This window comes from Filifactor alocis ATCC 35896 (assembly GCF_000163895.2).
In the GTDB taxonomy this organism is placed as follows: domain Bacteria; phylum Bacillota; class Clostridia; order Peptostreptococcales; family Filifactoraceae; genus Filifactor; species Filifactor alocis.
On record NC_016630.1, the window covers coordinates 1,557,470 to 1,582,711 of the forward strand.

Below are 25,242 nucleotides of genomic sequence, written 5' to 3' on the forward strand. Positions count from 1 at the left end.
ACATCCGTAGAACTTCAAAAGATAGTTTATTCTCAACAATAACCTATGATTATGAATGGAGGGAAAATATGAAATTTCATGAAATGCCGTATCAAAGACCTGATATGGACGAAACCATCGCTTTTTTCAAAAAAGTGAAACAACAACTTGAACACGCTTCTTCCGGAGCGGAACAAATTAATATCATTTATGACTATATTGCATATAAAAAGAAATTGGACACCACAATCGGTTTGGCAAGTGTCCGTCACACTATCGATACAACGGATCAATTCTATGAAGAAGAGAATGCTTTTATGGACGAAAATACACCGATTATCACTAATTTAGCAGTAGAGGTATCACGTTGCATCTATCACTCTCCTTTTCGAAAGGAATTGGAGGAAGAATTCGGTACTCACTATTTCAAATTATTGGAGTGTAGTTTGGTGCTGAACGAAAAAGCAATTCCGTTCATGCAAAAAGAGAACGAGTTGGTATCCAAATATAGTAAAATCATTGCCACTTCTCAAATTGAATTTGAGGGAAAAATCTATACCTTGACACAAATGACACCTTTGTTGCAAGATACCGACCGTAACCGTCGATTCCTTGCTTACAAGGCAAGAAACAAATTCTTGGAGAAACATCAGGACGAATTTGATGCCATCTATGACGAGTTGGTCAAAGTGCGTACGGAAATGGCTGTTGCCTTAGGATACAAAAACTATGTAGACCTTCAGTACAAATTACTGAACAGAACAGACTACAATCATGAAGATGTTGCAATCTATCGTGAAAAAATCTTAAAGACATTCACTCCGTTTTCTGTAGAACTTCGCAAAGAACAAGCAAAACGATTGGGCATTGATGATTTCAAATTCTATGATATTGCCTGTGAATTCCAAGACGGCAACGCCAACCCAATCGGAGATGAAACCTTTATTATTGCAAAAGCAAAAGAAATGTATGAAGACTTAAGTCCGGAAACAGGAACATTTTTCAATTTTATGATTGAAAACGAATTGATGGACTTGCTTGCAAAACCGGGAAAAAGAGCAGGTGGATACTGTACAAGTTTTGACGAATACAAGTCTCCCTTCATCTTCTCCAACTTCAACGGAACCAAAGGAGATATTGATGTTATTACTCATGAAGCGGGACATGCATTCCAAAACTTTATGTCACAGGACATGAAACTTCCGGAATACATTTGGCCGACCTATGAAGCTTGTGAAATCCACTCCATGAGCATGGAATTTCTGACATGGCCTTATATGGAGTTGTTCTTTGGAAACAATGTGAATAAGTTCAAATATACCGCGTTGAAAAGTGCTATCTCTTTCCTTCCTTACGGAGCAACAATTGACCATTTTCAACATTTTGTCTACGAAAATCCGACCGCTACTCCTGAGGAACGGAGAAACAAATACCGCGAAATTGAATTGATGTATCGTCCTGATTTGGATTATGCGGATGAATTCTTAGACAAAGGAACTTATTGGTTCTTGCAAGCTCATGTGTTCAGCACACCGTTCTACTATATTGACTACACCCTGGCTCAAGTGTGTGCATTCCAATATTTAATTAAGTACCTTGAAAATCGCGAACAGACGCTGCAAGAGTATATTACGCTATGTAAAGCGGGAGGTTCTCAATCTTTCTTTGACTTGATTGAAACCGGAAAACTGAAAAATCCAATGACTACTTCTGTTATGGAAGATATTGTTCCAACCTTGGATAAGATTATTCACTCTATCAAAATATAAAAAATCTCGTGAAATATAGAGAATCACAATGTAGAAAAGGAGCGGATTCAAATGAACAAAGTTTTGAAAAAAGGAATTCTGATTACTTTGATGAGCACCATCACACTATCTTGTTTTTCAGCATGTTTTCCTACTCCTCAAAAATCTCGAAATAATGAGGTAAACGGAATCCAATTACAAGCTGAGGTCAGTAAAGATGAACGAATTCCAATTATACGAACCATGACATTGGAAGACTACCAGTCAAAAGATGAAGCAGAAAAAGAAAAACTGCATGATTCTCTTTTTGGGAATGTAGAGGGAGATATCCCTTGTGTCCATCTGCTCTATGACAATACCATTCGATTCCGAGTGATGAAGGATGGAACGGCGATTGCTACAGAAAAACCGATCAAAGTAGAAATCATGCCTGAACTTACCTATGAGGATGAAGATAAGACACCGATTGTCGTTACCAAAACACTACAAGCAGATACAAACAATACCTACACCCTACCGTTGAAACACTATCGTACACAGTACGAAACCTATTTTGTGGATATGTATCTCTACACACTGTACTACTCTGTGGACGGTGTAGACTATATTTCTCTCTTAGCAAGTTCGATGAGTAATCTTCCGGATGACAAAACACCGTTTGATAGCGAACCTCTTGAAGTACCGATATCGGCTGAGACAGAGTAGTATCAAAGTATTTTTGGAAACGATTCAGATAGAGTGAATCCGTCCTTCCAAGGTTGCAACAATTTCGATAGTATCAAAAAAAATATGACACTGATAACATAAAAACAATCTCAATCAAAAAACCTCCTGTTACATGAAAGTATGACTCATCAAAAATATTCATTGTAACATGGAGGTTTTTATTTTTATTTACTAAAGTGTTATTATCTACCCTCAAACAACAGCTCAGTAAACACTTGCACAACTTCCTATCCTATGACTGAATAGCAAAGGTAATTTCCGCCTCACAGACAACTTTTTCTCCTACCTTGGCGATTGCTGTTCCGACTCCGATTGCTCCTCGTTGTTTGGTAAGTTCACAAGAAAGCTCCAATACATCCCCCGGTTTTACCATTCCTCTAAACTTTGCTTGTTTGATCCCTCCGAAAAATGCGAGCTTTCCTCTGTTTTCTTCTTTGGAAAGAAGTGCAACCGCACCGACTTGTGCCAACGCTTCAACAATCAACACTCCGGGCATCACATGTTCTACCGGAAAATGTCCGCAGAAAAACAGTTCATTGACAGTAACACATTTGATTCCTCTTGCCCATTTTCCTTCTTCACCGTCTACAATTTTGTCTACTAATAAAAATGGATAGCGGTGTGGCAAAATTTCTTGGATTTCATTTGAATTGTACTTCATTTCTATGTCATCCTTTCCTATTGTATGATAATGATACAAAAGGAGAAGGTTCTTATCTCCCTCTTCCTTATGATAACCTAATATTATTCTGCATATTTTTTGAACAGTAAGGTCGCGTTATGTCCTCCGAATCCCAAAGAGTTGCTCAACGCAAACTGAATATCTTTCTCCCGTCCTACATTCGGAACAATATCCAAATCACACTCTGAATCTTTTTCTCTGTAGTGAATGGTCGGTGTCACATATCCTTCATGCAAGCTGAGTGCCGTAACAATAGATTCCACACCGCCGCTTGCTCCCAAAAGATGACCTACCATTGATTTTGTAGAGCTGATCATCAAATCATATGCTCTTTCTTGAAATACTTGCTTAATTGCCTTTGTTTCTCCGGCATCGTTTAACGGCGTTGATGTCCCATGTGCGTTGATGTAGTCGATTTGTTCAAAAGAAATATTTCCGTCATCCAATGCAAGTTGCATACATCTTGCAGCTCCTTCTCCATCTGCGCTCGGTGCTGTGATGTGGAATGCATCACAAGTTGTCCCGTATCCTACAATTTCTGCATAAATTTTGGCATTTCTTCGTTTTGCATGTTCATATTCTTCCAATATGAGGATTCCGCTTCCTTCTCCCATGACAAATCCGTTTCGTTCACGATCAAACGGAATAGATGCTCTTGTGATATCGTCTGCAAAACTCAATGCTTTCATAGCGGAGAATCCTCCGATTCCAAGTTCCGTAATGCTGGCCTCCGAACCGCCTGCCAACATCACTTCCTGATATCCGTCACGAATTCTTCGAAATGCCATTCCGATAGAATCTGTCGCTGATGCGCATGCTGTCACGATACAGTGGCAAGAACCTTGGAATCCTGTTTCGATTGCAATACTTCCGGCTGTAATGTTTGTGATTGACATTGGAATAAAAAACGGAGAAATACGATGAAATCCTTTTGTCATACCGGTAGTATGCTCTTTTTCTATTGTTTCCAATCCTCCGATTCCGGAAGACACAATGACTCCGCAACGAGTTTTATCCAATTCATCCAACTGCAAATTACTGTCCTGTATCGCTTCTCTTGCTGCAACAACGCCAAACTTTGTTACTCTGTCCATTCTTCGACAAACTTTTTTATCGAAATAATTTTCTTCTTGAAAATGAACAGCCTCTCCGGCAAATTTCGCCCTTTGTCCATCATAATGAAATCGTGTGATTTCAGAAATTCCGCATTCTCCTCTTTTCACTCCTGCCCATAGGGATGTTACATCATTTCCCAAAGGAGAAACCGCTCCCATTCCTGTGATTACAACTCTTCTTTTCACAAATACCTCCTACATACTCATTCCACCGTCTACACTGATGACCTGCCCCGTAATATATCTGTTCTCTTCTACGGACAAAAATTCTACTGCTCTTGCAATGTCTTCCGGAGTTGCCATACATCCTACCACAATTTGGTTGAGGATAGACTCTTTGACTTTGTCGGAAAGCTTGTCTGTCATCTCTGTATCTACAAATCCCGGTGCAACTGCATTGACCAAAATTCCTTTTTTTCCAAGTTCTTTTGCAAGCGACTTGGTCAACCCAATCATTCCCGCCTTAGAAGCGGAATAGTTTGCCTGTCCTGCATTTCCGGCAATTCCCACAACACTTGTAATATTGACGATTCTTCCATATCTCTTTTTCAACATAACCTGCGCGGCATACTTACTCATAAAAAATGCACCTTTTAAATTCGTATCAATCACTTGATTGAAGTCTTCTTCTTTCATACGAATGAAAAGTCCATCTTTCGTGATTCCGGCATTGTTAATCAATACATCAATTGTTCCGAATTCTTTAATGACTTCTTCTACCACTTCTTTACAGGTTTCTTCTGTAGAGATATCTCCCTGTATCAAATGTACTTTCGCACCGAATTCTTCACAAAGTTTTTGTGTTTCTTCCGCTTTAGTACGATTACTGTTGTAATGAATAGCGATATCCATATCGGATTTCGCCAATTGCATTGCAATTGCTCTGCCGATGCCTCCACCGGCACCTGTTACCAATGCTACTCTTTTTTCCATGGTCCTATCCTTTCTTTACATACTCTATGGTCTTCTGTAAACTGTCATAATCAAAACAAGGAAGTACGACACTGTCTTTTGAAATTTTTCGAATAAATCCTTGCAACACATTTCCAAATCCAATTTCAATAAAGGTATCCATTCCTTCTTCTATCATTTTTTGAATGGATTGATAAAAATGAACACTCTGTTGTACTTGCTGTACCATAATTTGTTTGATATCATCATTTTTTTGTGAAATTTCTCCGTTTACATTCCATACAATCGGTATGTTCGGCATATCAAACTCCATCTGTTCAAACAATCCTTGTAACACGTTACCGGCAGGTTTCATATAAGATGTATGGAATGCTCCGCTCACATTCAGTGGAATCATCTTACCGGATTTATTCTCTTTGACTTCTTCCATCAGTTTCATCATTTGCTCTCTGTCTCCACCGATGACGATTTGACCGACTGTATTAAAGTTGGTAATTTCTATCTTTCTGTCTCTTGTAGAATATTTTTTGCAATAGGATAAAATTTCTTCTTCTTCCATTTTTAACACTGCACACATCATCGTATCTTTGCCAACCAACGCTTCTTCCATCGCTTTGCCACGCACTTGAGCAATCTTCATCACATCTTTTTGAGAAAGAACTTTCGCACCATACAATGCTCCATACTCTCCTATGCTGAGTCCTGCCGTCATATCAGGAACAATTCCTTCCTGCTGCAAAATATCTGTCATCACGATATCAAATGCTACCATACAAGGTTGCGTATGTTGTGTCTTAGACAATGTCTCCAAATCGGAATGAAATGACAACTCTCTGATGTCTGCATATTGATCATAAAATACTTTTGCCTGCTCAAAATGATCATACAAACTTTTTCCCATTCCTATCTGTTGACTTCCCTGTCCTCCATATAAAATTGCAAGTTTCATATTGTTTCCTCCCACTGGGTTTTCAGTTCTTCAATCAAGTCGTGAACATGGTACATTTTATTGATTCTGTCTACATTTTCTCCTGTAAAGAACAATCCTTGCTCGATATTTCCTTTTGCAGCCTGTATCAATGCCTCTGATATACAATACGGCGTCACGGTAGGATTGCAAGGTTTCAAACAATCGATACATCGTTTTGGAGGAATGCGCCCGTCATGCTCTAATTGCTCTAACAATTTTGTCTTGAGAGCCCGACCGGGAAGTCCTACCGGACTTTGAGTAATAATGACATCTTCTTTCTTTGCCTGACAAATCAATTTAGAGAATTCTTCGGATGCATCGCACTCATAGGTTGCAATAAATCGGGTTCCAATCTGTGCTCCAAAGGCTCCACGTTTGGCGTAATACGCCATCTCATATCCATCAAATACAGAACCTGCTATGAATACGGGAATGGCACTTCCTTTTTTATCTTCAAAAGTTTTGACTACTTCCAATACTTCTTGGAGCAATTTTTCCAATTTCATATCCGGAGAATCAATCTCTTGTCGATGAAATCCCAAATGCCCTCCTGCACCTCTACCTTCCAACACTACAAAATCAGCGAACCGATTTTCTTTTCTAAGCCAACTGTTCATGACAACCTTCGCTGCTTTTCCGCCGGAGACAATCGGCGCAAGCGCCACATCATACCCTTGAGCAATCTTCGGCATCGCCATCGGCAAACCTGCTCCCGATATGATAGCATCGACTCCGCTTTCAAGTGCAGACTTCAGCATTTCCTCATACTGATTTCCGGCAACCATAATGTTGACTGCAACCATTCCTCTGTTATCGGAAATTGATCTTGCTTTTTGAACTTCTTCTTTAAGTGCCTCCTTATTACATCTCAAATTATCTCGATAAAAATCTTCTTTACGGTATCCTATTTGTACCCCGGAAATGACTCCCATACAGCCTTCTTTTGCTACATGACCTGCCAAATTTCCAAGTGATACTCCTACGCCCATACCACCTTGAATCAATGGAAAATCCAGCGTTTTGTTTCTGATTCGATACGCTTTCATCGACATAACTCCTTCAAAACAGTTTCATATTCCGTAAACAATGTTTCGATTCGCTCAGCTAAAGAGCATTCGTCATGTATCATCGCTGCGGTTTGACCTGCCATAACGGAACCTGTCTCAATATCGCCCTCTTTTACAGCACGTCGCAAAGAGCCTAAGGTATAGTGCTCCAATTCCATCAAGGTAGCACCTTCTTTTTCTCTTGCGATATATTCACGCACCATATCATTTTTAATAACGCGGACCGGAGTTCCGGCAATTCTTCCCATTACTGTAATATGGGTGTCTCTTGCATTTCTTACCGCCTGTTTGTAATTTTCATGAATCGGACATTCTGTTGTAGACAACAGACAAGTACCGACTTGTACTCCGCAAGCACCCAATACTTCTGCCGCTACCATCTGACGACCTGAAGCAATTCCGCCCGCCGCAATAACCGGAATATTTACGGCATCTGCTACTTGTGGCACCAATACCATTGTTGTCGTTTCTCCGACATGACCGCCGCTTTCACAACCTTCCGCAATCACACCATCTGCACCCAATCGTTCCATGCGTCTTGCCAACCCTACCGATGCAACAACGGGAAACACTTTGATTCCGGCTGATTTCCACTGTTTCATATATTTTCCCGGATTCCCCGCTCCGGTTGTTACTACCGGCACTTGTTCTTCTATCACAATCTCTGCCATCTTGTCCGTATCCGGATTCATCAACATCAGATTCACTCCGAACGGCATCTGTGTATGTTGTTTGCAAATCTGAATCTGCTCTCTTAACATATCTGCTGACATTCCGCCTGCCCCAATCATTCCAAGTGCTCCTGTATTCGATACTGCCGCTGCAAATTCTCCTGTTGCGATATTCGCCATTCCGCCTTGTATCAACGGATATTTGATTCCCAAAAGTTCATGTAATTTCATAGCTCTCCCTCTATCGGTTCTTTTTTGTAATACTGTTGTTCAATGAATGTTATCCTATGTTTTCTCTACCATTCTATCAGTGTGCCGCCCCAAGTAAGTCCACCGCCAAATCCGACCATCAGCACTTTCATCCCTCTTTGCAACAAATTTTTCTCCGCCATCTCATCTAATGCAATGGGAATGCTCGCCGAGGAAGTGTTCCCGTATTCCGCAATGTTGACATAAAATTTTTCAGAAGAAATTTTTGATTTTTTTTGTGCATAATCAATAATTCTTTTGTTTGCCTGATGACAAACCACATAGTCTATTTCTTCTTTTTGCACCCTGTTTTTTTCAATGACATCTTCAATGCATTGGACAATGGTTGCAGTTGCAAAGCGAAACACTTCCTTTCCATTCATATAGACTTGAGGCTTACTTCCCTTGCCATCTACACCGAAACATCCGAGTTCTTTGCTCGTTCCCCTGCTCCCTACAGAAAAGTAACCTAAAGCTCCCTCTCTTTTTTTTAGGATAACGGCACCGGCGCCATCTCCAAACAAAATGCAAGTCCCGCGATCTTCAAAGTTCAGTAATTTTGAAATCACTTCTGTTCCAATCAAAAGAATATATTCATCTTCCGAAAAAGATGTCAACAAAGAGTCACAGAGCATCATTCCATAAATAAATCCACTGCAAGCTCCGTTAATATCTAAAGAGAGTATGTCTTCCGGCAACTGTAACTGTTGTTGAATCAAACAAGCAACAGAAGGTGTCAAATAGTCCGGAGTAAAGGTTGCAACAATCACTGCCTTAATCTTTTCTTTCGGTATATTCCCTTTTTCAATCGCTTTCTGTGCCGCCAAAACTCCCAAATCTGCCGTTGTTTGATTCTCTACATAGCGTCGACATTCTATTCCCGTTCGAGAAACAATCCACTCGTCCGTTGTATCTATTTTACTCACAAAATCTTCATTGGTCACTACTTTTTCCGGTACATATCGACCGGTTGATACCACTTCAAAACTCATACTATTCCCTTCCTGATTGCCCTATCTTTCGATATTTTTCATACCTGTCTGCAATACGTTGTTCCGAAGATTTTTTCATTTCTTGTTCCAAATATCTTTTCAATGATGCTTTCAAGTCGGGAACCACTCGTTCAAACTCTTGTTTTTGAAAACAAATTCCTTCTTGAATCACTTCATCTATCAGACCTTCACGATACAAATCGTCTGCAGTCATCTTCATTTTTTCTGCTGCATCTTTCGCTCTTTTTCCGTCTTTCCAAAGAATGGAAGCAAATCCCTCAGGAGATAAAATAGAAAAAGTGGCATTTTCCAACATAATAATTTTATCTGCCAATGCCAACGCCAACGCACCGCCACTTCCGCCTTCTCCTGTCATCAATGCGATAATAGGCACTTTTAAATCACTCATATAAAACAGGTTGCGTGCGATAGCCTCTCCCTGCCCTCTTTCCTCTGCACCCATTCCCGCATATGCACCGGGTGTATCTACAATGGTAACAATAGGTCTTCCGAATTTTTCTGCCTGCTTCATCAGACGAAGTGATTTGCGATAACCTTCCGGATGACTCATTCCAAAGTTGTATCGAATATTTTCTTCCAAACTCTCTCCCTTATTTGTTCCGATTACAGTAACGGGGATTCCGTCAAAGTATGCCAATGCTCCCAACATCGTTGCATCTTCTCCATACAACCTGTCTCCATGAAGGTAAAAGACATCGTCAAACAATACATCCACCCAGTCCTTTACTTTGAATCTTTGAGGATGTCTGGAAAGATACACCTTGTCCCAAGCTGTCATCTTCTCATAGTAGTTGTTGAGCAACTTCTGTTTCTGTTCCTGTATGGAATCAATCATCTTTTTGGTCGGAAGCAGTTGAGAGTCTTCTTCCCGTATCCTCTCAATCTCTTTTTGCAAACACTCTATCTTTTTTTCCAACTCTTGTATCAAACCAATTCCTCCTTACGATGAAGCTTCAATAGAAAAGAAAGTGTCTGTTTCATATCTTTTCTCTCGACAATATGATCTACAAATCCTTTTTCCAACAAAAATTCAGCTTTTTGAAATTCATCGGGAAGTTTTTTGCCCATTGTTTGTGCAATGACTCTCGGACCGGCAAATCCAATCAATGCTTTCGGTTCAGATAGTATAATATCTCCCAAACTGGCAAAACTTGCTGTCACTCCACCTGTTGTCGGATGTGTTAAACAGGAAATAAACAACTGTCCGCTGTCGCTATGTCGTTTTGCTGCTGCCGAAGTTTTTGCCATCTGCATCAAAGAATACATTCCTTCCTGCATTCTTGCTCCTCCGCTTGCACAAAACACAACGACCGGACATTTTTCTTCCGTTGCAAGTTCAAATGCAAAAGTAATCCTCTCTCCTACTTCCGAACCCATACTTCCCATAAAAAATCTACTGTCCATCACACACAAAACAGTAGGGCTGTCTCCTATCTTCCCACGAAAACAAAGGACTCCTTCATCCAAAGCAGTCTTCTGTCTCATCGTCTCTTGCTTTTCTTCATATCCGTCAAATACCAAAGGGTTTCTTGTCTTATCTTCAAATATGATTTTTTCATATCCGCTTTCCAAAATGCTCTTTGCTCTCTGTTCTGCCGGCATCGGAAAATACCCTCCGCAATAAGGACAAATATATTGATTGTCCTCTTTTTCCTTAAGAGGAAAGGTGCGATTACATCCACTACATTGAGAAAATAACCGACTTGGGACTTCTCTTTGCATATAGGTTTCCTTTTTCTGCAACCTCAATGCTTTTAAAAGATCAAATTTTGATTTTCTGTCTTTCAAAAAATTTCCCATACCTACCTCATTTCTAAATTTGTTCCATCAAGTTTTGGATTCTGTCCAAATTACCCTCCAAAAAATCAGTTGTATAAGTTCCTTTCAAAAAGGCTCTTTCATACATCATAAAATACAGTAATCCTACATTAGTGGAAATCCCTTCGATTACAAACTCCTCCAATGCTCTTCTCATCTTTCTTACGGCTTCCTGTCTCGTCTTTCCGTGAACAACCAACTTTCCAAGCATAGAGTCATAGTACGGACTCATCGCACTATCTTGATACAACGAAGAATCGATCCTGACTCCGTTTCCGCCCGGAATATGAACCACATTCACTCGTCCGCAAGACGGCATAAAACCGTTTTTGGGATCTTCCGCATTGATTCTGCATTCAATCGCATGTCCTCGTATCATTACTTCCTCTTGTCGAACGGAAATCGGCAAGCCGAATGCAATGCGAATCTGCTCCTTGATAATATCTATCCCTGTAATCATCTCAGTCACAGGATGTTCCACCTGTACTCTTGTATTCATCTCCATAAAGAAAAATTCATTTTCTTTTGTCAATAGAAATTCAATTGTTCCGGCGGAAGTGTAATTCACCGCTTTTGCCGCATTGACAGCAGCTTGACCCATCTGTTCCCTAAGTTCTTGAGTCAACGCTCTGCAAGGTGCCTCTTCAATCATCTTTTGATTTTTTCTTTGCAAAGAACAATCTCTTTCACCCAAGTGAATCACATTCCCGAAAGAATCTGCCAACACCTGTACTTCTACATGCTTTGCTCCTTCAATCAATCTCTCCATATAGATTGCATCGTTCCCAAACGCAGAAAGTGCCTCTTGTTTTGCGCTCAAAAATTCCTTCTTCATCTCTTCGCTGCGATACACCTTGCGCATTCCTTTTCCTCCGCCACCGGCAGAGGCTTTGATAATAACAGGATATCCAATCTGTTCCGCCAAAGAAACCGCTTCATCCACATCTTTGATACAGTCTTCAGAACCCGGAATAACGGGAACTTTGTGCATCTTCATTGTGTCTCTTGCTGTCTGCTTATCTCCCATTTTGGAAATAATTTCAGGAGAAGGTCCGATAAAAACAAGACCGCAGTCTTCTACCATCTTGGCAAACTCACTGTTCTCGGCTAAAAATCCGTACCCCGGATGAATTGCCTCACAGCCTTTGAGCAATGCCGCACTCAAAATATTCGGGATATTGAGGTAGCTGTCCTTGGCTCTTGCGCTGCCGATGCAAACAGATTCCGTCGCCATTTGAACATGCAAGGCATTCTTATCCTCTGTCGAATAAACGGCAACTGTTTCGATATTCATTTCTCGACAAGCTCGAATGATTCTTACTGCAATCTCTCCTCGATTGGCAATCAAAATTCTGTGAAACATAGATTACACCTCAATTTCCATCAGCTTATCATCATATCCCACGAATGTTTCGTTCTGCACAAAAATTTCCTTTATCACTCCATCTTCCGGAGCAACAATCTCATTCAACAGTTTCATTGCTTCAACGATACAAAGCGTTTGACCTTTCTTCACTTTTTGACCCACCGTCACAAAAGGCGGTTCCGTCGGAGAAGGACTCGCATAAAAAGTTCCGACTATTGGTGATTTTACAACAGTTCCTTCTGATTCTTCCTTCGCATCATCCTCAAAAAGCTGTTTTACTTCCTGTGGTTTTTCTACCTTCGGTGCAATTTCTTCTCTTGTAGGATTAGAGAATGGTTTTACCGGTTCCCCTTCTTTCCCGAAAGAAACGGAAAACTTTTCCTCACTCCAATGAAACTCGGTCAAATTAGAGCGTGAAAACCATTCTGCCAGTTCCAATATCTCATTCTTCTTCATCATACTACTTGTGGCTGTCAATATAATCTACAATGTCTTGTACCGTTTTCATCGTCTCAAATTCTTCATCCGGAATGGAGATTGAGAATACATCTTCCAATGCCATTGCCAAATCGGCACCATCCAAAGAATCCATTTCCAAATCTTCCATCAATCTTGCTTCCGGTACTACTTTTTCTTCTTTACAGTTCAAACTTTCCAAAATTGTTTCTTTTACTTTTTCAAATGTCATGATAATTCTCCTTTTCTTTTCACAAGATAGATTCAAAATAAGTTCTGTTACCATCATTCTATTGGTCATAAAAACTTCAACTTACTTTTTGCTGCTTGTTCTGAATCTCCATATTAATAATTTATTCTATAAAAAATATATAATATATTTACATTGAATAAAATGCTTTATATAAATATATTGAGGAATATTTTAGGAGGATTTTGTTATTTTGTCAATTTCATATACAGTTTCTCTCTGTTTTTTTACAATTATTCCATAGTTTATTATCTTCTCATTCTGATTTGAATCTATCTGTATGTTTTATCCCAATCTTTGAAAAGTGATTACTGCTACACTCCAACAGAACTCTCATAACATCTCATTCCAAAGAAACTCTATTTTGGTGATAGCCGAACCACGTAGAATGACACGCCATAGGTATCAAACCGTGAACAGCATAAAACATAGAGTAAATGAAATCAACATAAAAAAACCGACTTTTAAGAAATTCTCTTAAAAATCGGTTTTACTCTTATCATTTTTCTATAAATACAATCTATAGGTTAGACGATTATTCATCCCTATTCTTGGATACAACCGTCACCTAAAATTCCGCTTGCAGCGGTGAATAATGCCAGTTTATACACTTCTTCTTCGTTACATCCGCGTGATAAGTCGCACACCGGCTTGTTCAATCCTTGAAGAATCGGTCCTACCGCATCATATCCGCCGAATCGTTGAATCAATTTGTATCCGATATTTCCCGCTTCCAGACTTGGGAAAATAAACACGTTGGCATTTCCCGCAATCGGAGAGTTAGGTGCTTTTCTTGCCGCAATCTCAGGAACGAATGCCGCATCAAACTGAATTTCTCCGTCAATCAATAAATCCGGCATCTGTTGTCTTACCAATTCTGTTGCTTTTGCCATCTTTTCCGTTTCTTCCGAATGAGCGGACCCTTTTGTCGAAAAGCTCAACATGGCAACTCTCGGTTCTAACTCAATGGCTTTTGCCGTATTCACGGTAGTAATTGCGATTTCAGCTAATTCTTCTGCAGTCGGCGCAATATTAATTGCACAGTCTGCAACAACATAAATTTGATCTCCTTTAATCAGGATGAACACACCTGATATTCTTGTATAACAAGGTTTTACTTTAATAATTTGTAAAGCGGGACGAACAGTATCCGCTGTTGTATGCACTGCTCCCGAAACCATTCCCGCAGCCTTCTCTGTATACACCAGCATTGTTCCGAAGTAATTGACATCCGACAAAAGCTTTTCCCTTGCTTCTTCTGCTGTTATTTTCCCTTTTCTTCTTTCAACAAATTTCTCAACCAAAAAATCGAGTTCCGGATAAGTTTGAGGGTCAATCAAAGTCAAGTCGCTGATATCTACTCCTCTTTCAGCTGCAAATGCTTTCATTTCCTTTTCATTTCCCAAGAGAATCGGTTGCATAATTCCCTCTTTCTTTAACCGAGATGTAGCTTTTAAAATACGATCACTCATTCCTTCCGGAAATACAATTACCGGATTTTTGGCGGATACCAATTTTTTCATTGAATCAAATATATTCATTTCTGCTCTCCTCTTTTCAATTCTTTTGTTATAGTATATATGCACTTCTTACTTTTATTTTATACTAATTGCCGATTAAAAAATCTGCTTTTTTTCATGCTGTTATATTTTATTCTCTTGTTCACATAATCATAAACTATTTCTATATTTCAAAATAGTATTTGGTTTTACAACAGAAAAAGAGAGATTCCCCCATGTTTTCCAAAATATTGTCTTCTGTTTTTAACTGTTCAAAATTTTTTAACACACTAAAACTCAGGCGGAACAGTAGCAGTATGTCTCTTGTGTTCTGAGTTTCGATGTAATCTTTCTATCACTTCCCTATCCTTTTCCGGAACTTCCTGTCCATCTAAGAAAGCATCAATACAACGATATGTTGTTCCCATCTCTATCTCGTCAGTTTGACCCTCCCACAAATCGGCAGACGGCGCTTTGTCCAAAATGCTTTGTGGAACTCCCAAATACTCTGCCCACTCATATACCTCTGATTTTTTCAAATGTGCAATCGGTAGAACATCTACTCCGCCATCACCATATTTTGTAAAGTATCCTGTATAAATTTCGGCAGCATTGTCGGTTCCGACAACCAAATATCCTAAATTGTTTGCGATGGTATACAGTCCCGTCATACGAAGCCTTGCCCGAGTATTTGCATCTGAAATTCTTGCAAAATCTTCTCTCCATGCATCCTGCATCGTTTCTTTCACTGTACTGAGCATCAAACTGTGTGCCTGTGTCAAATCCAATGTCATATGTGTCAAGTCCGCTTTCTCCACAAGCTCTTTTGCATGCTCCATATCCTTTTCAGAACTTTTGATTGGCATAATCACTCCTAAAGAATTGTCAGGACATGCCATTTTGATCAAAAATCCCGCAACAGCAGAATCAATTCCTCCGGAAATTCCCAGAATCAATCCCCTTGTGTGCGATTGCACCACTTGTTCCCGCAACCATTCAACTGTTTTTCGAATTTTTTGTTCCAATATTTCGTTTTTCATGATAATCTCCTTTTTTATCTACCCTTTTTATCTGAAATTATTGTATTTTTGAAAATTTTATCATTTTTTCACGACTCACAATCTACAAGCCGTTCCATATACTCTTTTTCTCCTAATTGAATCTCTATCCTGCCTTCACAAAAATCTATAAAATATGACGACAATGATTCTACCTCTTCTTCTTTCACATAAAGTTGTAGTTCTACCATATCCGAAAACAAGGTATCTTTCAATAGAAATCCTCTTTTTTCCACCTCATTTTTGACTTTTCCGTACAAGGTATAATCCATTTTCAGACTCATCACCTGATGTACTTCTTTTGAAACAATTCCCGTCTGTTTTACTCCTTGAGCGGCAGACTGACTGTAAGCACGCACCAAACCGCCTTTGCCCAGCTTGATTCCTCCGAAGTACCTCGTCACAACTACACAGACGTTGTAAAGATTCAACTGTCGAAGTACACTTAGCATAGGAAGACCGGAAGTGCCGGAAGGTTCTCCGTCATCCGATGATTTTTCCACTAAAGGCTCCATCATCAAGCGATATGCAGACACATTATGGGTTGCATCATAGTATTTTTTTTTCATCTCATGAATAAAATTCTCCGCCTCTTCTACCGTTTCTACATATCTGCAATGTGCAATAAACCGTGATTTTTCAATCACGATTTCATTTTCACCCGACTGTTGTATCGTACGATATGATTTCAATACCATTCCTCCGTTACTCTTCTATTATGTTATCTCGATATTTATGATAATCCGTCTCATCAACCGATAACACCACTTTGGTTCCCTGTTCCTCATACACCTCTTCTTCAATCCGATACTTGTTGTGCAAATCATTCAACACACTTCCATCCACATAGGGAATTAACATCGTCACTCTTCTGTTTTTACAAACGATGGACTGGATTTTTTCGAGCAACTCCTGCTTATGGTATCCTGTTTTTGCAGAGATAGAAATCTTATTGCTCTCCTTGGATATAACAAAGTTTTCTTCCAACAAATCAATCTTGTTGAATACCGTCACAATGGGAATATCCCCTACACCAATCTCCTTGAGCACATGTTGTGTTGTATTCATCTGCAAATCATATTTTTCGTTGGAAACATCCACCACATGGAGAATCAAATCTGCATACTTGATTTCTTCCAAAGTGGAATGAAACGCATTGACCAAATCATGTGGCAAATTAGATACAAATCCGACCGTATCCGTCAACAAGTACTCCATTCCGTTTGGGAGTTGCGACTTTCGAAGCGTCGTATCCAATGTCGCAAACAGCATATTCTTTACAAAAACTTCTTTTTCTTCCGTATATTCCTTGTGCTCTTTCAAAAGCTCATTAAACAAAGTGGATTTGCCTGCATTCGTATAGCCTGCCAATGCTACAATCGGAAGCTCTGATTTCAGTCTGCCCTTTCTTTGTACTTCACGATTGTGCTTCACCTCTTTCAACTCGCGCTCAATCTCAAATATTTTTCTTTGAATTCTTCGTTTATCTGTCTCGAGTTTTTTCTCTCCGGGACCCCTCGCACCGATTCCGGCACCCGTTCTGGAAAGGTTGGTACTGCTGTTAATCAGTCTTGGCAGCTTATATTTCAGCTGTGCAAGTTCCACCTGCAACTTTCCTTCTCCCGTCCTTGCCCGCTTTGCAAAAATATCTAAAATCAACATCGTTCGGTCAATCACAGTCACTCCGATTCCCTCTTCCAAATTGCGAAGTTGCGAACCGGATAACTCGTTGTTGAACACAATCAAATTAACTTCCATATTTTCTGCCAATTCTCGAAGTTCTTCCACTTTTCCCTTTCCGATATAATATTTTACATCAACGGAATCCCTCGGTTGCGTCATTTGACCGACCACCTCTATTTCAGCCGCCTGTGCCAATTCCTCCAACTCTTTCATACTGTCTTCAAACTTCGCAAAAACTTCGCTTTTTTTCCCGAAATCTACTCCTACCAAAATGGCAGAATAACAGACCTCTCTTTTGTCCTGTTCCACAAAACCTCTCCTCTGTTTATTATCTATCTCAAGTTTTTCTCTACCTATCCTTCATTCAGATCGAATTTCTTCGATTTCTTCTGTAGTATCAATAAAAAATTGCTCGCTCAATCAAAAGGACAACGACATACTGTCCTTAGATTATATAATCTATCCAAACAAAAATCAAATTATCTCATGATTTCTTCCTAGCTCTAATCTAGGATTGTCAAACATATGTGACAAAACCACTCGGTAAAAGTTTAAGCATTACACTCTTAAAATAATTCTCTACCATTTCATTCGGTGTTCTAAATTTTAATACTCTTCTTGCTATATTAGCTGTACTCTATCATCAATTCTCTTTTCAGTGTCCTTTATGGCTCCTGTAGTCTTATAATTCTTATCCCTTTAATAGCCCCTGCTTTCTTTCAGTTCACATAGAGCAGCACTATTTTTCTCTTTTAAGGAGCCGATAGCTTTCAATATATTCTTCTAAACCTGTACTGTGATTATCTATATTGTTACAGATAAGATTTTCAAAAACGGATAGTATATTTTTTCCTTGGGCGAGAGAGTGGATTTCTTCTCTGCTATTTAGAGAAGTGATTAACTGATAAAATTCGTCTTTGCTAAAGTCCTTTCTTTCAAAAAAGATACTTTCAAAGAATGCTCCTTTTTCATAAAACCGTCTACCTCTTTTCTTTCGTTCTTCCTGTTTTTGCTGCCTGATAAGCTTTTTTCTTTTGTTTTGTAACTGCTTGATTTCTTTTTCTGTCATTAGGATATTTTCATCTCTGTTTTTCATTTTCTGTTTTCCTCTCTTTCTAATTTTGGGCAAAGAAAAACAGTAAACCGATTTGATTTACTGCTTTGTAAGTCGCTATATTATTGCCTTTATTTTATTGCTTTACTTCGACAAACTGTAATTTATTTATTTCAAATAAGTATATCAACTCTTTTTTATTCTACTCTATAGCCATAAATCCATTCTATGTTCTATATAATCCCTTAATTCTTCCTTTGTCCAAAAGCCTTGCAAATATTTCTCCAAATCGCCCTCGTCATCAATTTCTATAAACCATTCCTCGTGGTCAGTAGCAAATACTGTTGGATTTTCAGTGTTTACATCTTGGCTTGCAACATAAATACAGTCAGGGTAACCGTATCCATAAAATAGATGAACAAAGTCGGTGACCTTGTTATCGGTTACTCCCAGGATTTTCTTAAAAGAGTAGATATCATTCGTAAACATATCATTCCATTCTTCAAAATCTGAACTACCTTCTCGAAAAGGTGTAAACATTTCACCACGCCAAAAATACTGTCCATAAGGTTCTTCTGTCAAAATAAAATATTTTTCATATAATTTGTTGAAAAAAACTTCTTTACTTTCTTTATACAATTCTATATTTTTATCAATAAAGTCTCCTAAGCCTTCAATAGGTTCTTCATCATCAGCATCTGCCCATGGTGTATCAACATTTTTTCTGTATAAAACTGTTTCAAATGTAATGTTACATAAATGCTCAGTCAAGGACTTCCCCTCAACCAAGGATATATTTCCACCTAATGCCTCTATCCTGTCTAAAATCTCTCTCTTCATATTCTTTATCCCTCACAACTTCTAATTTTTCTCTCTGAATGATCAAAGATATTATACCATTTTTTTCTATATCAAACCACTTTGAATTTGTGATACTTCCATTATTTCCATACAATTATTTATTTCACTTGGTATCATTATCATTTTACTTTATAACCATTCAGTCATATCTCTTTGCTACGAATACCTATCAAAATCAAAAAAAAAGAGAACGACAGTTGACTTTTGCACCGATATCCAACCATTTTGGATGTTACATCCCCCTCTTGGGATTGATACAAGCATCGTCTCTCGCCCTCTTCTATATATTTCTTATATCTATTTTATTGTTTCTCTACTTTTTCAGAAAATGTGTCGTATCATGCGTTTCGTCCTCTGCCCATCTCACTGCATAAGAACAAGTCGGTACCGCCTTCCAGTTTTTTTCGTGCAACAGTTTGTTCACCTCAAGCATCAACTGATTTGCAATTCCCTGTCCTCTCAATGATGAATCTACAAAGGTATGATCAATGTCAATCACATCTTCTTCAATGTGTCGAAATGTAATCTCAGCAACAAGCTTTCCTTCCTCGTTGTTTGCAAAAATACGATTCTCTTCATAAATATAGTTCATAGCAACCTCCTTATCTGCTCCATCTATTTTTATAAACGGTTTCTCACATTACTCCATCCATTTTATTTATAAACAATTTCTTACTTTATCTTGTTGATACCCCGAAAAAAGGAGATAACACTATTTTTTATAAATTCCGTCTCAGCTTAACATATGGTCTGTCTATGCTCTTACATTCGATAGCTCATTTTTTGTATCGAAATAATCAATTCCTTCCTATCTCACTAAATTCTTATCATTTCTCTTATTTCGACATCATGTTTGAAATTTGTACCTTATATAAGAAAATCATGAGAATTTTTCATAATGCTGAACCATCTGTCAGATGAATGAACCTAGTATTAATTGATATATCAAAAGTGAATAATCACAACAAAGTAATTCCTGAAACTTTAAGTTTTCTTCCAATGTTCATAGAAAAAAATATTGCACCTAACATTTTACAAAAAATTTTTCACGAAATGTAGGTACAATATTATCGAAAATCATTATATATTAACTCAACTATACAAGACATCAAAACACAATCAAGTTAAAAGCTCACTCCAGTTTATCAATAAGCATTTGATATTAACTCCTCTAGAGATGCATAATCATCAAAATTCAACCCTAAGTCATTTGCTATTTGAAGCAAAATCGCTTTTGTTTCATTTCTTATAGTAAGACCCTGCTCAATATTTTGATGATATTTGTTAAACTCAATTTCTCCCGGTAAAAATATTTCATCATTCCCCTCTGCTTTTGGAGAATTTTTAATATACTTAACATAAGAATCTACATAAGATAAAAAATCACCTATATCATAAAAAGTAGATGGATCTATTCCCAACATAAAGTGACTTATCTTTTCACTTGAATTTTCTGAGAGTTCTTCAACACTTGAAATATTTTTACCAAATTCTCCATGTGATAATAAACTTGTTAAGGCATCAACTATAACTGCCAAACCATAACCTTTATATCCGCCTAAAGGCTGTAGAGTTCCATTTAAAGCTTCTGTAGGATTATCTGTTACCATCCCATCTTTATTATTTGCCCATGTAAAAGGAATTTTTTCATTAACGATTGCTGCTACCTGAATTTTACCATATGCAGCAATACTGCTAGCCATATCTAAAATTATCGGGTTTTCATGATTGGCAGGTATCGCTACAGTTATGGGATTTGTTCCTATTTCTCTTTCTTTCCCACCGTACGGTGCCATTAACGGAGCACTATTCGTCATTACAATTCCTATTAGATTCTCCTCAGCAAATTTCCAAGAGTAGTAGTTCCCGCATCCAAAATGTCCACTGTTTTTTACAGCTACTGCCGCTATCCCCTTTTCTTTTGCACTTCGGATACAAATTTTTAATGCTTCCGGACCTACAATTAAACCACTGGCATTGTCTCCATCCAACAATATATTATTTGTGTGATTGTTCATTATTTTTATTTTGGGAGATATATTTTCACTTTTATTTTTATATCTCATTACATAGAAAGGTAGCTTAGCTAATCCATGTGTTAAGACTCCCGTTAACTCTGCTTGAAGTATTACTTCCATACTCATTTCTGCATATCTATTCGAAAGTCCTAAACTGGTAAATATGGCCTTAACAAAGTTTTTGGTTTTATTGATATCTACATTCACATTGCCATCCCCATTGTTATTTATTGACACAATTTAAAGGTGCTTTTCCATCCAATACTCTTATAGCCTCTTCCATAGCTTTTTTTCTCAATTCTTCAAAAGAATCTTTAGTAAAGAAAGCTGCATGAGGTGTTATAATCAAGTTTTCCAAACTCAATAGCTTATGATTTTTAGGAAGTGGTTCTGTTTCTGTAACATCTATTGCAGCACCGGCAATCACTTTTCCCTTCAAAGCTTCATATAAATCTTCTTCACATACATGAGGACCACGAGCAGTATTAATAAGATATGCTGTTTTCTTCATCTTTTTAAAAGCTTCTTTATCAATTATATGAAAAGTTTCTTCAGTCAAAGGTGCATTTATAGTAATAAAATCAGAATTCTCCAAAAGAGTATCCAAACTAACCAATTCTACATTCATGCTGTCAGCAACTTCTTTTGAAACATATGGATCAAAGCTGATAATTTTAAATCCAAAAGGCTTTGCTTTTTTAGCTACAAGTCTTGCAATTTTTCCAAATCCAACAATACCTAATGTTTGCGTAGAAGATCTTCTCATTGGACAATATCCGGCTATATCGTACACACTTTGTATATCCCATATCCCCTTTCTCACATGTTCGGCATATACATTCAAATGTCTTGCTAACATTAAGAGCAGAGCAACAGTAAATTCTGATACTTCCTCCACACTATAATCAGGAACATTACAAACATATATTCCTTTTTGTTTAGCTTTTGCAATATCAATTGAATCAAAACCTATCCCTTGACGAACAATAACTTTGCAATTAGTCATAGAATCTATCATATCTGCATCTATTTTTTTATCTGCAGTTACTATAGCATCAGCACTTTTTATTTCTTCAAGAAATGTTTCTTCATCTTCATTAGGTACAAATACAAAATCATAATTTACCTTTTCAATAATCTTTTCTTCTATATCCGGATGAGGTACTATTACTGAGCTCAATAAAATTTTCATATGACCAAATCCTTTCTATTTGTTATAACTTTTAGCGATATCTACTAATTCTTTTCCTTCATCACCATAAGTATCTTCAAACCATGAATATACAGACTTAGTTGCTTCCACAAATTTTTCTCTTTGTTCCGGAGTCAACTCATTAACTTCAATTCCACTTTCCTTAATTAACTTAAGATACTCTTGTTCTTGTTCTGCAAGTTTTAATCTTTGTTGTTTTACAGTTTCGTCTATTGCTTCTTGTATAATATTTTGCTCTTCCGAACTCAAACTTTGCCAAAAGGTTTCATTTACTATATATGGACAATTTACATAGTAATGACCATCCAACACTAAATATTTTTGTACTTCATAGAGTTTTGAAGTATATATTATTGCGATTGGATTTTCTTGTCCATCAACAGTACCTTGTTGAAGTGCTGTAAATAACTCATTAAATGCCATCGGAGTGGCATTTGCTCCTAATGCTTCAAAAGTTTTCATGTGGTTAGGACTTTCCATTGTTCTTATTTTGAGGCCTTTTAAATCTTTCGGTTCTTTAATTGGACCTTTATTTGTTGTAATGTGTCTAAACCCATTTTCCCCTATTCCCAATATTCTAATATTTTGTGATTCAAGTAATTTTTCAGACAGCTTATCTTTTAGCTCTCCATCACAAGCAGCATAAGCTGCTTCTCTTGTGTCAAATAAAAATGGTAAGTCATACACCATGAATTTTTCGTAAAATCCAGATAAAACCGGTCCTCCTGGAACTGACATTTCAATAGAACCATTAATCACTGATTCAATAGCCTGTCTATCAGATCCTAATTGAGCATTTGGATAAATTTCAACTTTCAATTTTCCACCGGATTTTTCTTCAACTATCGGCTTAAAATACTCTACTAATGTTGTATTGGTCGGATGTTCTTCTGGAAGAACATGCGATATTCGTATTGTTTTTACACCTTCAGAAGATGTTGCATTATTTCCCCCACCACACGCTGTTAATAAAGCTAAACAAAACACTAATATCCCTAATAATTGAATTTTTTTACGCATTTTATTGCCTCCTTATTTAATTAAACTTAATAATCCCATTGAAATACTCGGAATAAATGTTACTAACAATAACACTATAATATTAGCCAGCAATAACCATTTTAAATACTTAATCATTTTTTCTACAGAAACATTTCCTATAGCCGAAGCTACAAATAGATTTGCTCCATACGGTGGAGTAGAAAAACCTATTGCTAAAGCCATTGTCATAATTATTCCAAAGTGAACCGGATCTACTCCAAATTGCTTGACTATAGGTAACATTATCGGAGTCAAAATTATACAGGATGATATATTATCTATAAATAAACCTACAATCAATAATATAACTATCATCAATAACATTACTACTATACTATTATCTATCTGTCCTAATAATTGTCCGATTTGAAACGGAACTTGCTTAATCGTTAAATAAAATGCAAATGATGAAGATAATCCAACCATATATGTTGTTGCCCCATTGATTAACACTGCATCCTTCAACGCATTATACAAATCTTTAAAGGACATACTCTTATTAAACACCATACTAATAAAAATTCCGTATACACACCCTACTGCCGCTGATTCAGTGGGTGTAAATATACCTGCATAAATACCTCCTAAAATAACAACCGGAACTGTCAAAGAAGGGATAGCTTCGAAAAACGCTTTGCCTAACGGAGGAGCTTCTTTGGTTCCCTTAAATCCTTCTTTTTTTGCTATAATATAGCTTGTAATCATAAGACCCAAACCAATTAAAATCCCTGGAATTACACCCGCTATAAACATATCTCCTATTGAAGCTCCACTTGTAACTCCATATATAACAAAAGGTATGCTCGGAGGTATTATTACCCCTATAGCTCCTGAGACAGAAGTTATCGCGGCTGAAAACCCTGGGGAATATCCCTTTTCATTCATTTCAGGTATCATAAAAGAACCAATCGCTGAAACAGTTGCAGGTCCTGAACCGGATATAGCGGCAAAAAACATACATGTTACAGTTGTCACCATAGCTAATCCACCAATTATTTTACCTACCAGTGCATCTGCTAAGTTTAATAATTTTTTAGACACCCCGCCATAACTCATAATATTACCGGCTAACATAAAAAACGGTATTGCCATTAACGGAAAAGAGTCTAAAGATGTAAAGGCATTTTGAGCAACAAAATTTAATGATACATCTTTGGAGATTAACATAGTTAAAGTTGTTGCTAATCCTAATGCAATCCCTATTGGAACACTGATTCCAATTAGTAAAAATAATATAATAAATAATATAAATATTATCATAAAATCACTTTTCCCTTTTCAACATTTTCTGAATTATTCTAAAGCACATAAGCCCAGTTCCAAGAGGAATTGAAACATATGCGTACCCCATAGGAATTCTCATAGCAGGAGATAATTGCCCGCTCGAAAAAATATTAATTGTCATTTTCAAGGAACTCAAAAATAAAAACATTGTGAACCCAAGCCATATTAAATAAATGAAAACTTCAAATTTGTTCAGATGTTTACTTGGTATTTTACTTAATATAATTTGTATTCTTAAATGTGATTCTCTTTTTACCGCATAAGCCGCTCCTATCCAAATCAAATATAAAAACAAATACCTAGCCAATTCTTCACTCCACGAAAGAGAATTATGAAAAATATACCTCATAATCACTTGTATAAATGTTAAAGTTACAGTTACTGCCAACAAAGCAACAAGTGTCACTTCCTCAAAATATTTATCAATCCATTTTAAAGTTTTCAATATCATCGCCTCAAAATTTGTCATAATATAGTTATAAAGTAGTTCATAACATTTCCAATATACA

The 25,242-nt window shown here is 37.5% G+C and carries 26 protein-coding genes; 2 read left to right on the forward strand and 24 right to left on the reverse strand.

The window, feature by feature from the left end; genetic code table 11:
• The first annotated feature begins 68 nt into the window (after positions 1–68).
• Complete coding sequence (locus HMPREF0389_RS06940) at positions 69–1,748, forward strand: M3 family oligoendopeptidase (RefSeq protein ID WP_014262918.1); 1,680 nt, start codon at positions 69–71, stop codon at positions 1,746–1,748.
• A 51-nt stretch (positions 1,749–1,799) separates the two neighbouring features.
• Complete coding sequence (locus tag HMPREF0389_RS06945; RefSeq protein ID WP_014262919.1) at positions 1,800–2,432, forward strand: hypothetical protein; 633 nt, start codon at positions 1,800–1,802, stop codon at positions 2,430–2,432.
• A gap of 253 nt (positions 2,433–2,685) precedes the next feature.
• Here the strand turns inward: HMPREF0389_RS06945 and fabZ are convergent, their stop codons facing one another.
• The 24 genes from fabZ to HMPREF0389_RS07065 form a co-directional block, all read right to left on the reverse strand.
• On the reverse strand, positions 2,686–3,114 hold the full coding sequence (gene fabZ / locus HMPREF0389_RS06950) for a 3-hydroxyacyl-ACP dehydratase FabZ (protein WP_014262920.1): 429 nt from the start codon (positions 3,112–3,114) through the stop codon (positions 2,686–2,688).
• Positions 3,115–3,197: 83 nt separating this feature from the next.
• Complete coding sequence (fabF, locus tag HMPREF0389_RS06955; RefSeq protein WP_014262921.1) at positions 3,198–4,436, reverse strand: beta-ketoacyl-ACP synthase II; 1,239 nt, start codon at positions 4,434–4,436, stop codon at positions 3,198–3,200.
• Positions 4,437–4,445: 9 nt separating this feature from the next.
• Entirely contained in the window at positions 4,446–5,183 is a 738-nt protein-coding gene (gene fabG / locus HMPREF0389_RS06960; protein ID WP_014262922.1) for a 3-oxoacyl-[acyl-carrier-protein] reductase, read from the reverse strand.
• A 4-nt stretch (positions 5,184–5,187) separates the two neighbouring features.
• The gene (gene fabD / locus HMPREF0389_RS06965) at positions 5,188–6,111 is read right to left on the reverse strand and encodes an ACP S-malonyltransferase (protein WP_014262923.1); all 924 of its coding nucleotides are present in this window, start codon (positions 6,109–6,111) and stop codon (positions 5,188–5,190) included.
• Complete coding sequence (locus tag HMPREF0389_RS06970; RefSeq protein ID WP_014262924.1) at positions 6,108–7,178, reverse strand: NAD(P)H-dependent flavin oxidoreductase; 1,071 nt, start codon at positions 7,176–7,178, stop codon at positions 6,108–6,110. The genes fabD and HMPREF0389_RS06970 overlap by 4 nt, the downstream gene beginning before the upstream one ends.
• Positions 7,175–8,101: a nitronate monooxygenase gene (locus HMPREF0389_RS06975; protein ID WP_014262925.1), complete on the reverse strand. Its 927-nt coding sequence runs from the start codon at positions 8,099–8,101 to the stop codon at positions 7,175–7,177. The genes HMPREF0389_RS06970 and HMPREF0389_RS06975 overlap by 4 nt, the downstream gene beginning before the upstream one ends.
• A 65-nt stretch (positions 8,102–8,166) precedes the next feature.
• Positions 8,167–9,111 carry a beta-ketoacyl-ACP synthase III gene (locus HMPREF0389_RS06980; RefSeq protein ID WP_014262926.1) on the reverse strand — a complete coding sequence of 315 codons (945 nt, stop codon included), beginning with the start codon at positions 9,109–9,111 and terminating at the stop codon, positions 8,167–8,169.
• A gap of 1 nt (position 9,112) precedes the next feature.
• Positions 9,113–10,060 (reverse strand): acetyl-CoA carboxylase carboxyltransferase subunit alpha, encoded by a 948-nt coding sequence (locus HMPREF0389_RS06985; protein WP_014262927.1) that lies wholly within the window; start codon positions 10,058–10,060, stop codon positions 9,113–9,115.
• Positions 10,057–10,932 (reverse strand): acetyl-CoA carboxylase, carboxyltransferase subunit beta, encoded by an 876-nt coding sequence (gene accD, locus HMPREF0389_RS06990; protein ID WP_014262928.1) that lies wholly within the window; start codon positions 10,930–10,932, stop codon positions 10,057–10,059. The genes HMPREF0389_RS06985 and accD overlap by 4 nt, the downstream gene beginning before the upstream one ends.
• Before the next feature lie 13 nt (positions 10,933–10,945).
• Positions 10,946–12,313, reverse strand: a complete 1,368-nt coding sequence (gene accC, locus HMPREF0389_RS06995) for an acetyl-CoA carboxylase biotin carboxylase subunit (protein ID WP_014262929.1) — start codon at positions 12,311–12,313, stop codon at positions 10,946–10,948.
• 3 nt (positions 12,314–12,316) lie between these two features.
• On the reverse strand, positions 12,317–12,754 hold the full coding sequence (accB, locus tag HMPREF0389_RS07000) for an acetyl-CoA carboxylase biotin carboxyl carrier protein (RefSeq protein WP_049770210.1): 438 nt from the start codon (positions 12,752–12,754) through the stop codon (positions 12,317–12,319).
• Between the two features lie 22 nt (positions 12,755–12,776).
• Complete coding sequence (acpP, locus tag HMPREF0389_RS07005; protein WP_014262931.1) at positions 12,777–13,004, reverse strand: acyl carrier protein; 228 nt, start codon at positions 13,002–13,004, stop codon at positions 12,777–12,779.
• Between the two features lie 563 nt (positions 13,005–13,567).
• A complete protein-coding gene (gene pta / locus HMPREF0389_RS07010; RefSeq protein WP_014262932.1) occupies positions 13,568–14,563 on the reverse strand; it encodes a phosphate acetyltransferase in 996 nt (331 codons plus the stop codon).
• A 248-nt stretch (positions 14,564–14,811) separates the two neighbouring features.
• Entirely contained in the window at positions 14,812–15,561 is a 750-nt protein-coding gene (gene nadE / locus HMPREF0389_RS07015) for an NAD(+) synthase (RefSeq protein ID WP_014262933.1), read from the reverse strand.
• A 68-nt stretch (positions 15,562–15,629) separates the two neighbouring features.
• Complete coding sequence (locus tag HMPREF0389_RS07020; RefSeq protein ID WP_014262934.1) at positions 15,630–16,271, reverse strand: YigZ family protein; 642 nt, start codon at positions 16,269–16,271, stop codon at positions 15,630–15,632.
• 13 nt (positions 16,272–16,284) lie between these two features.
• Positions 16,285–17,571 (reverse strand): GTPase HflX, encoded by a 1,287-nt coding sequence (hflX, locus tag HMPREF0389_RS07025; protein ID WP_014262935.1) that lies wholly within the window; start codon positions 17,569–17,571, stop codon positions 16,285–16,287.
• Between the two features lie 430 nt (positions 17,572–18,001).
• On the reverse strand, positions 18,002–18,358 hold the full coding sequence (locus HMPREF0389_RS07030; protein ID WP_014262936.1) for a DUF3847 domain-containing protein: 357 nt from the start codon (positions 18,356–18,358) through the stop codon (positions 18,002–18,004).
• A gap of 165 nt (positions 18,359–18,523) precedes the next feature.
• The gene (locus tag HMPREF0389_RS07035) at positions 18,524–19,156 is read right to left on the reverse strand and encodes a hypothetical protein (RefSeq protein ID WP_014262937.1); all 633 of its coding nucleotides are present in this window, start codon (positions 19,154–19,156) and stop codon (positions 18,524–18,526) included.
• 334 nt (positions 19,157–19,490) lie between these two features.
• Positions 19,491–19,769, reverse strand: a complete 279-nt coding sequence (locus HMPREF0389_RS07040) for a GNAT family N-acetyltransferase (RefSeq protein WP_014262938.1) — start codon at positions 19,767–19,769, stop codon at positions 19,491–19,493.
• 553 nt (positions 19,770–20,322) lie between these two features.
• Entirely contained in the window at positions 20,323–21,402 is a 1,080-nt protein-coding gene (locus HMPREF0389_RS07045; RefSeq protein ID WP_014262939.1) for an Ldh family oxidoreductase, read from the reverse strand.
• 16 nt (positions 21,403–21,418) lie between these two features.
• Positions 21,419–22,387 carry a C-terminal binding protein gene (locus HMPREF0389_RS07050; protein WP_014262940.1) on the reverse strand — a complete coding sequence of 323 codons (969 nt, stop codon included), beginning with the start codon at positions 22,385–22,387 and terminating at the stop codon, positions 21,419–21,421.
• Between the two features lie 15 nt (positions 22,388–22,402).
• Positions 22,403–23,428 carry a TRAP transporter substrate-binding protein gene (locus tag HMPREF0389_RS07055; protein WP_014262941.1) on the reverse strand — a complete coding sequence of 342 codons (1,026 nt, stop codon included), beginning with the start codon at positions 23,426–23,428 and terminating at the stop codon, positions 22,403–22,405.
• Between the two features lie 12 nt (positions 23,429–23,440).
• A complete protein-coding gene (locus HMPREF0389_RS07060; protein WP_014262942.1) occupies positions 23,441–24,709 on the reverse strand; it encodes a TRAP transporter large permease in 1,269 nt (422 codons plus the stop codon).
• A gap of 4 nt (positions 24,710–24,713) precedes the next feature.
• Positions 24,714–25,184, reverse strand: coding sequence for a TRAP transporter small permease (locus HMPREF0389_RS07065; protein ID WP_156775260.1), 471 nt, complete (start codon positions 25,182–25,184; stop codon positions 24,714–24,716).
• Positions 25,185–25,242: the final 58 nt, after the last annotated feature.

Bases quoted from the DNA above. Each gene is read 5' to 3' on its own strand.
- HMPREF0389_RS07060 (WP_014262942.1), bottom strand. From the start codon at position 24,709: ATGATAATATTTATATTATTTATTATATTATTTTTACTAATTGGAATC.
- fabZ (WP_014262920.1), bottom strand. From the start codon at position 3,114: ATGAAGTACAATTCAAATGAAATCCAAGAAATTTTGCCACACCGCTAT.
- fabD (WP_014262923.1), bottom strand. From the start codon at position 6,111: ATGAAACTTGCAATTTTATATGGAGGACAGGGAAGTCAACAGATAGGA.
- HMPREF0389_RS06970 (WP_014262924.1), bottom strand. From the start codon at position 7,178: ATGAAAGCGTATCGAATCAGAAACAAAACGCTGGATTTTCCATTGATT.
- HMPREF0389_RS06980 (WP_014262926.1), bottom strand. From the start codon at position 9,111: ATGAGTTTTGAAGTGGTATCAACCGGTCGATATGTACCGGAAAAAGTA.
- acpP (WP_014262931.1), bottom strand. From the start codon at position 13,004: ATGACATTTGAAAAAGTAAAAGAAACAATTTTGGAAAGTTTGAACTGT.
- HMPREF0389_RS07050 (WP_014262940.1), bottom strand. From the start codon at position 22,387: ATGAAAATTTTATTGAGCTCAGTAATAGTACCTCATCCGGATATAGAA.
- HMPREF0389_RS07040 (WP_014262938.1), bottom strand. From the start codon at position 19,769: ATGAACTATATTTATGAAGAGAATCGTATTTTTGCAAACAACGAGGAA.
- accD (WP_014262928.1), bottom strand. From the start codon at position 10,932: ATGGGAAATTTTTTGAAAGACAGAAAATCAAAATTTGATCTTTTAAAA.
- HMPREF0389_RS06975 (WP_014262925.1), bottom strand. From the start codon at position 8,101: ATGAAATTACATGAACTTTTGGGAATCAAATATCCGTTGATACAAGGC.
- pta (WP_014262932.1), bottom strand. From the start codon at position 14,563: ATGAATATATTTGATTCAATGAAAAAATTGGTATCCGCCAAAAATCCG.
- fabG (WP_014262922.1), bottom strand. From the start codon at position 5,183: ATGGAAAAAAGAGTAGCATTGGTAACAGGTGCCGGTGGAGGCATCGGC.
- HMPREF0389_RS07030 (WP_014262936.1), bottom strand. From the start codon at position 18,358: ATGAAAAACAGAGATGAAAATATCCTAATGACAGAAAAAGAAATCAAG.
- HMPREF0389_RS07035 (WP_014262937.1), bottom strand. From the start codon at position 19,156: ATGAAGAGAGAGATTTTAGACAGGATAGAGGCATTAGGTGGAAATATA.
- HMPREF0389_RS06940 (WP_014262918.1), top strand. From the start codon at position 69: ATGAAATTTCATGAAATGCCGTATCAAAGACCTGATATGGACGAAACC.
- accC (WP_014262929.1), bottom strand. From the start codon at position 12,313: ATGTTTCACAGAATTTTGATTGCCAATCGAGGAGAGATTGCAGTAAGA.
- HMPREF0389_RS07065 (WP_156775260.1), bottom strand. From the start codon at position 25,184: ATGATATTGAAAACTTTAAAATGGATTGATAAATATTTTGAGGAAGTG.
- HMPREF0389_RS07055 (WP_014262941.1), bottom strand. From the start codon at position 23,428: ATGCGTAAAAAAATTCAATTATTAGGGATATTAGTGTTTTGTTTAGCT.
- HMPREF0389_RS06945 (WP_014262919.1), top strand. From the start codon at position 1,800: ATGAACAAAGTTTTGAAAAAAGGAATTCTGATTACTTTGATGAGCACC.
- nadE (WP_014262933.1), bottom strand. From the start codon at position 15,561: ATGAAAAACGAAATATTGGAACAAAAAATTCGAAAAACAGTTGAATGG.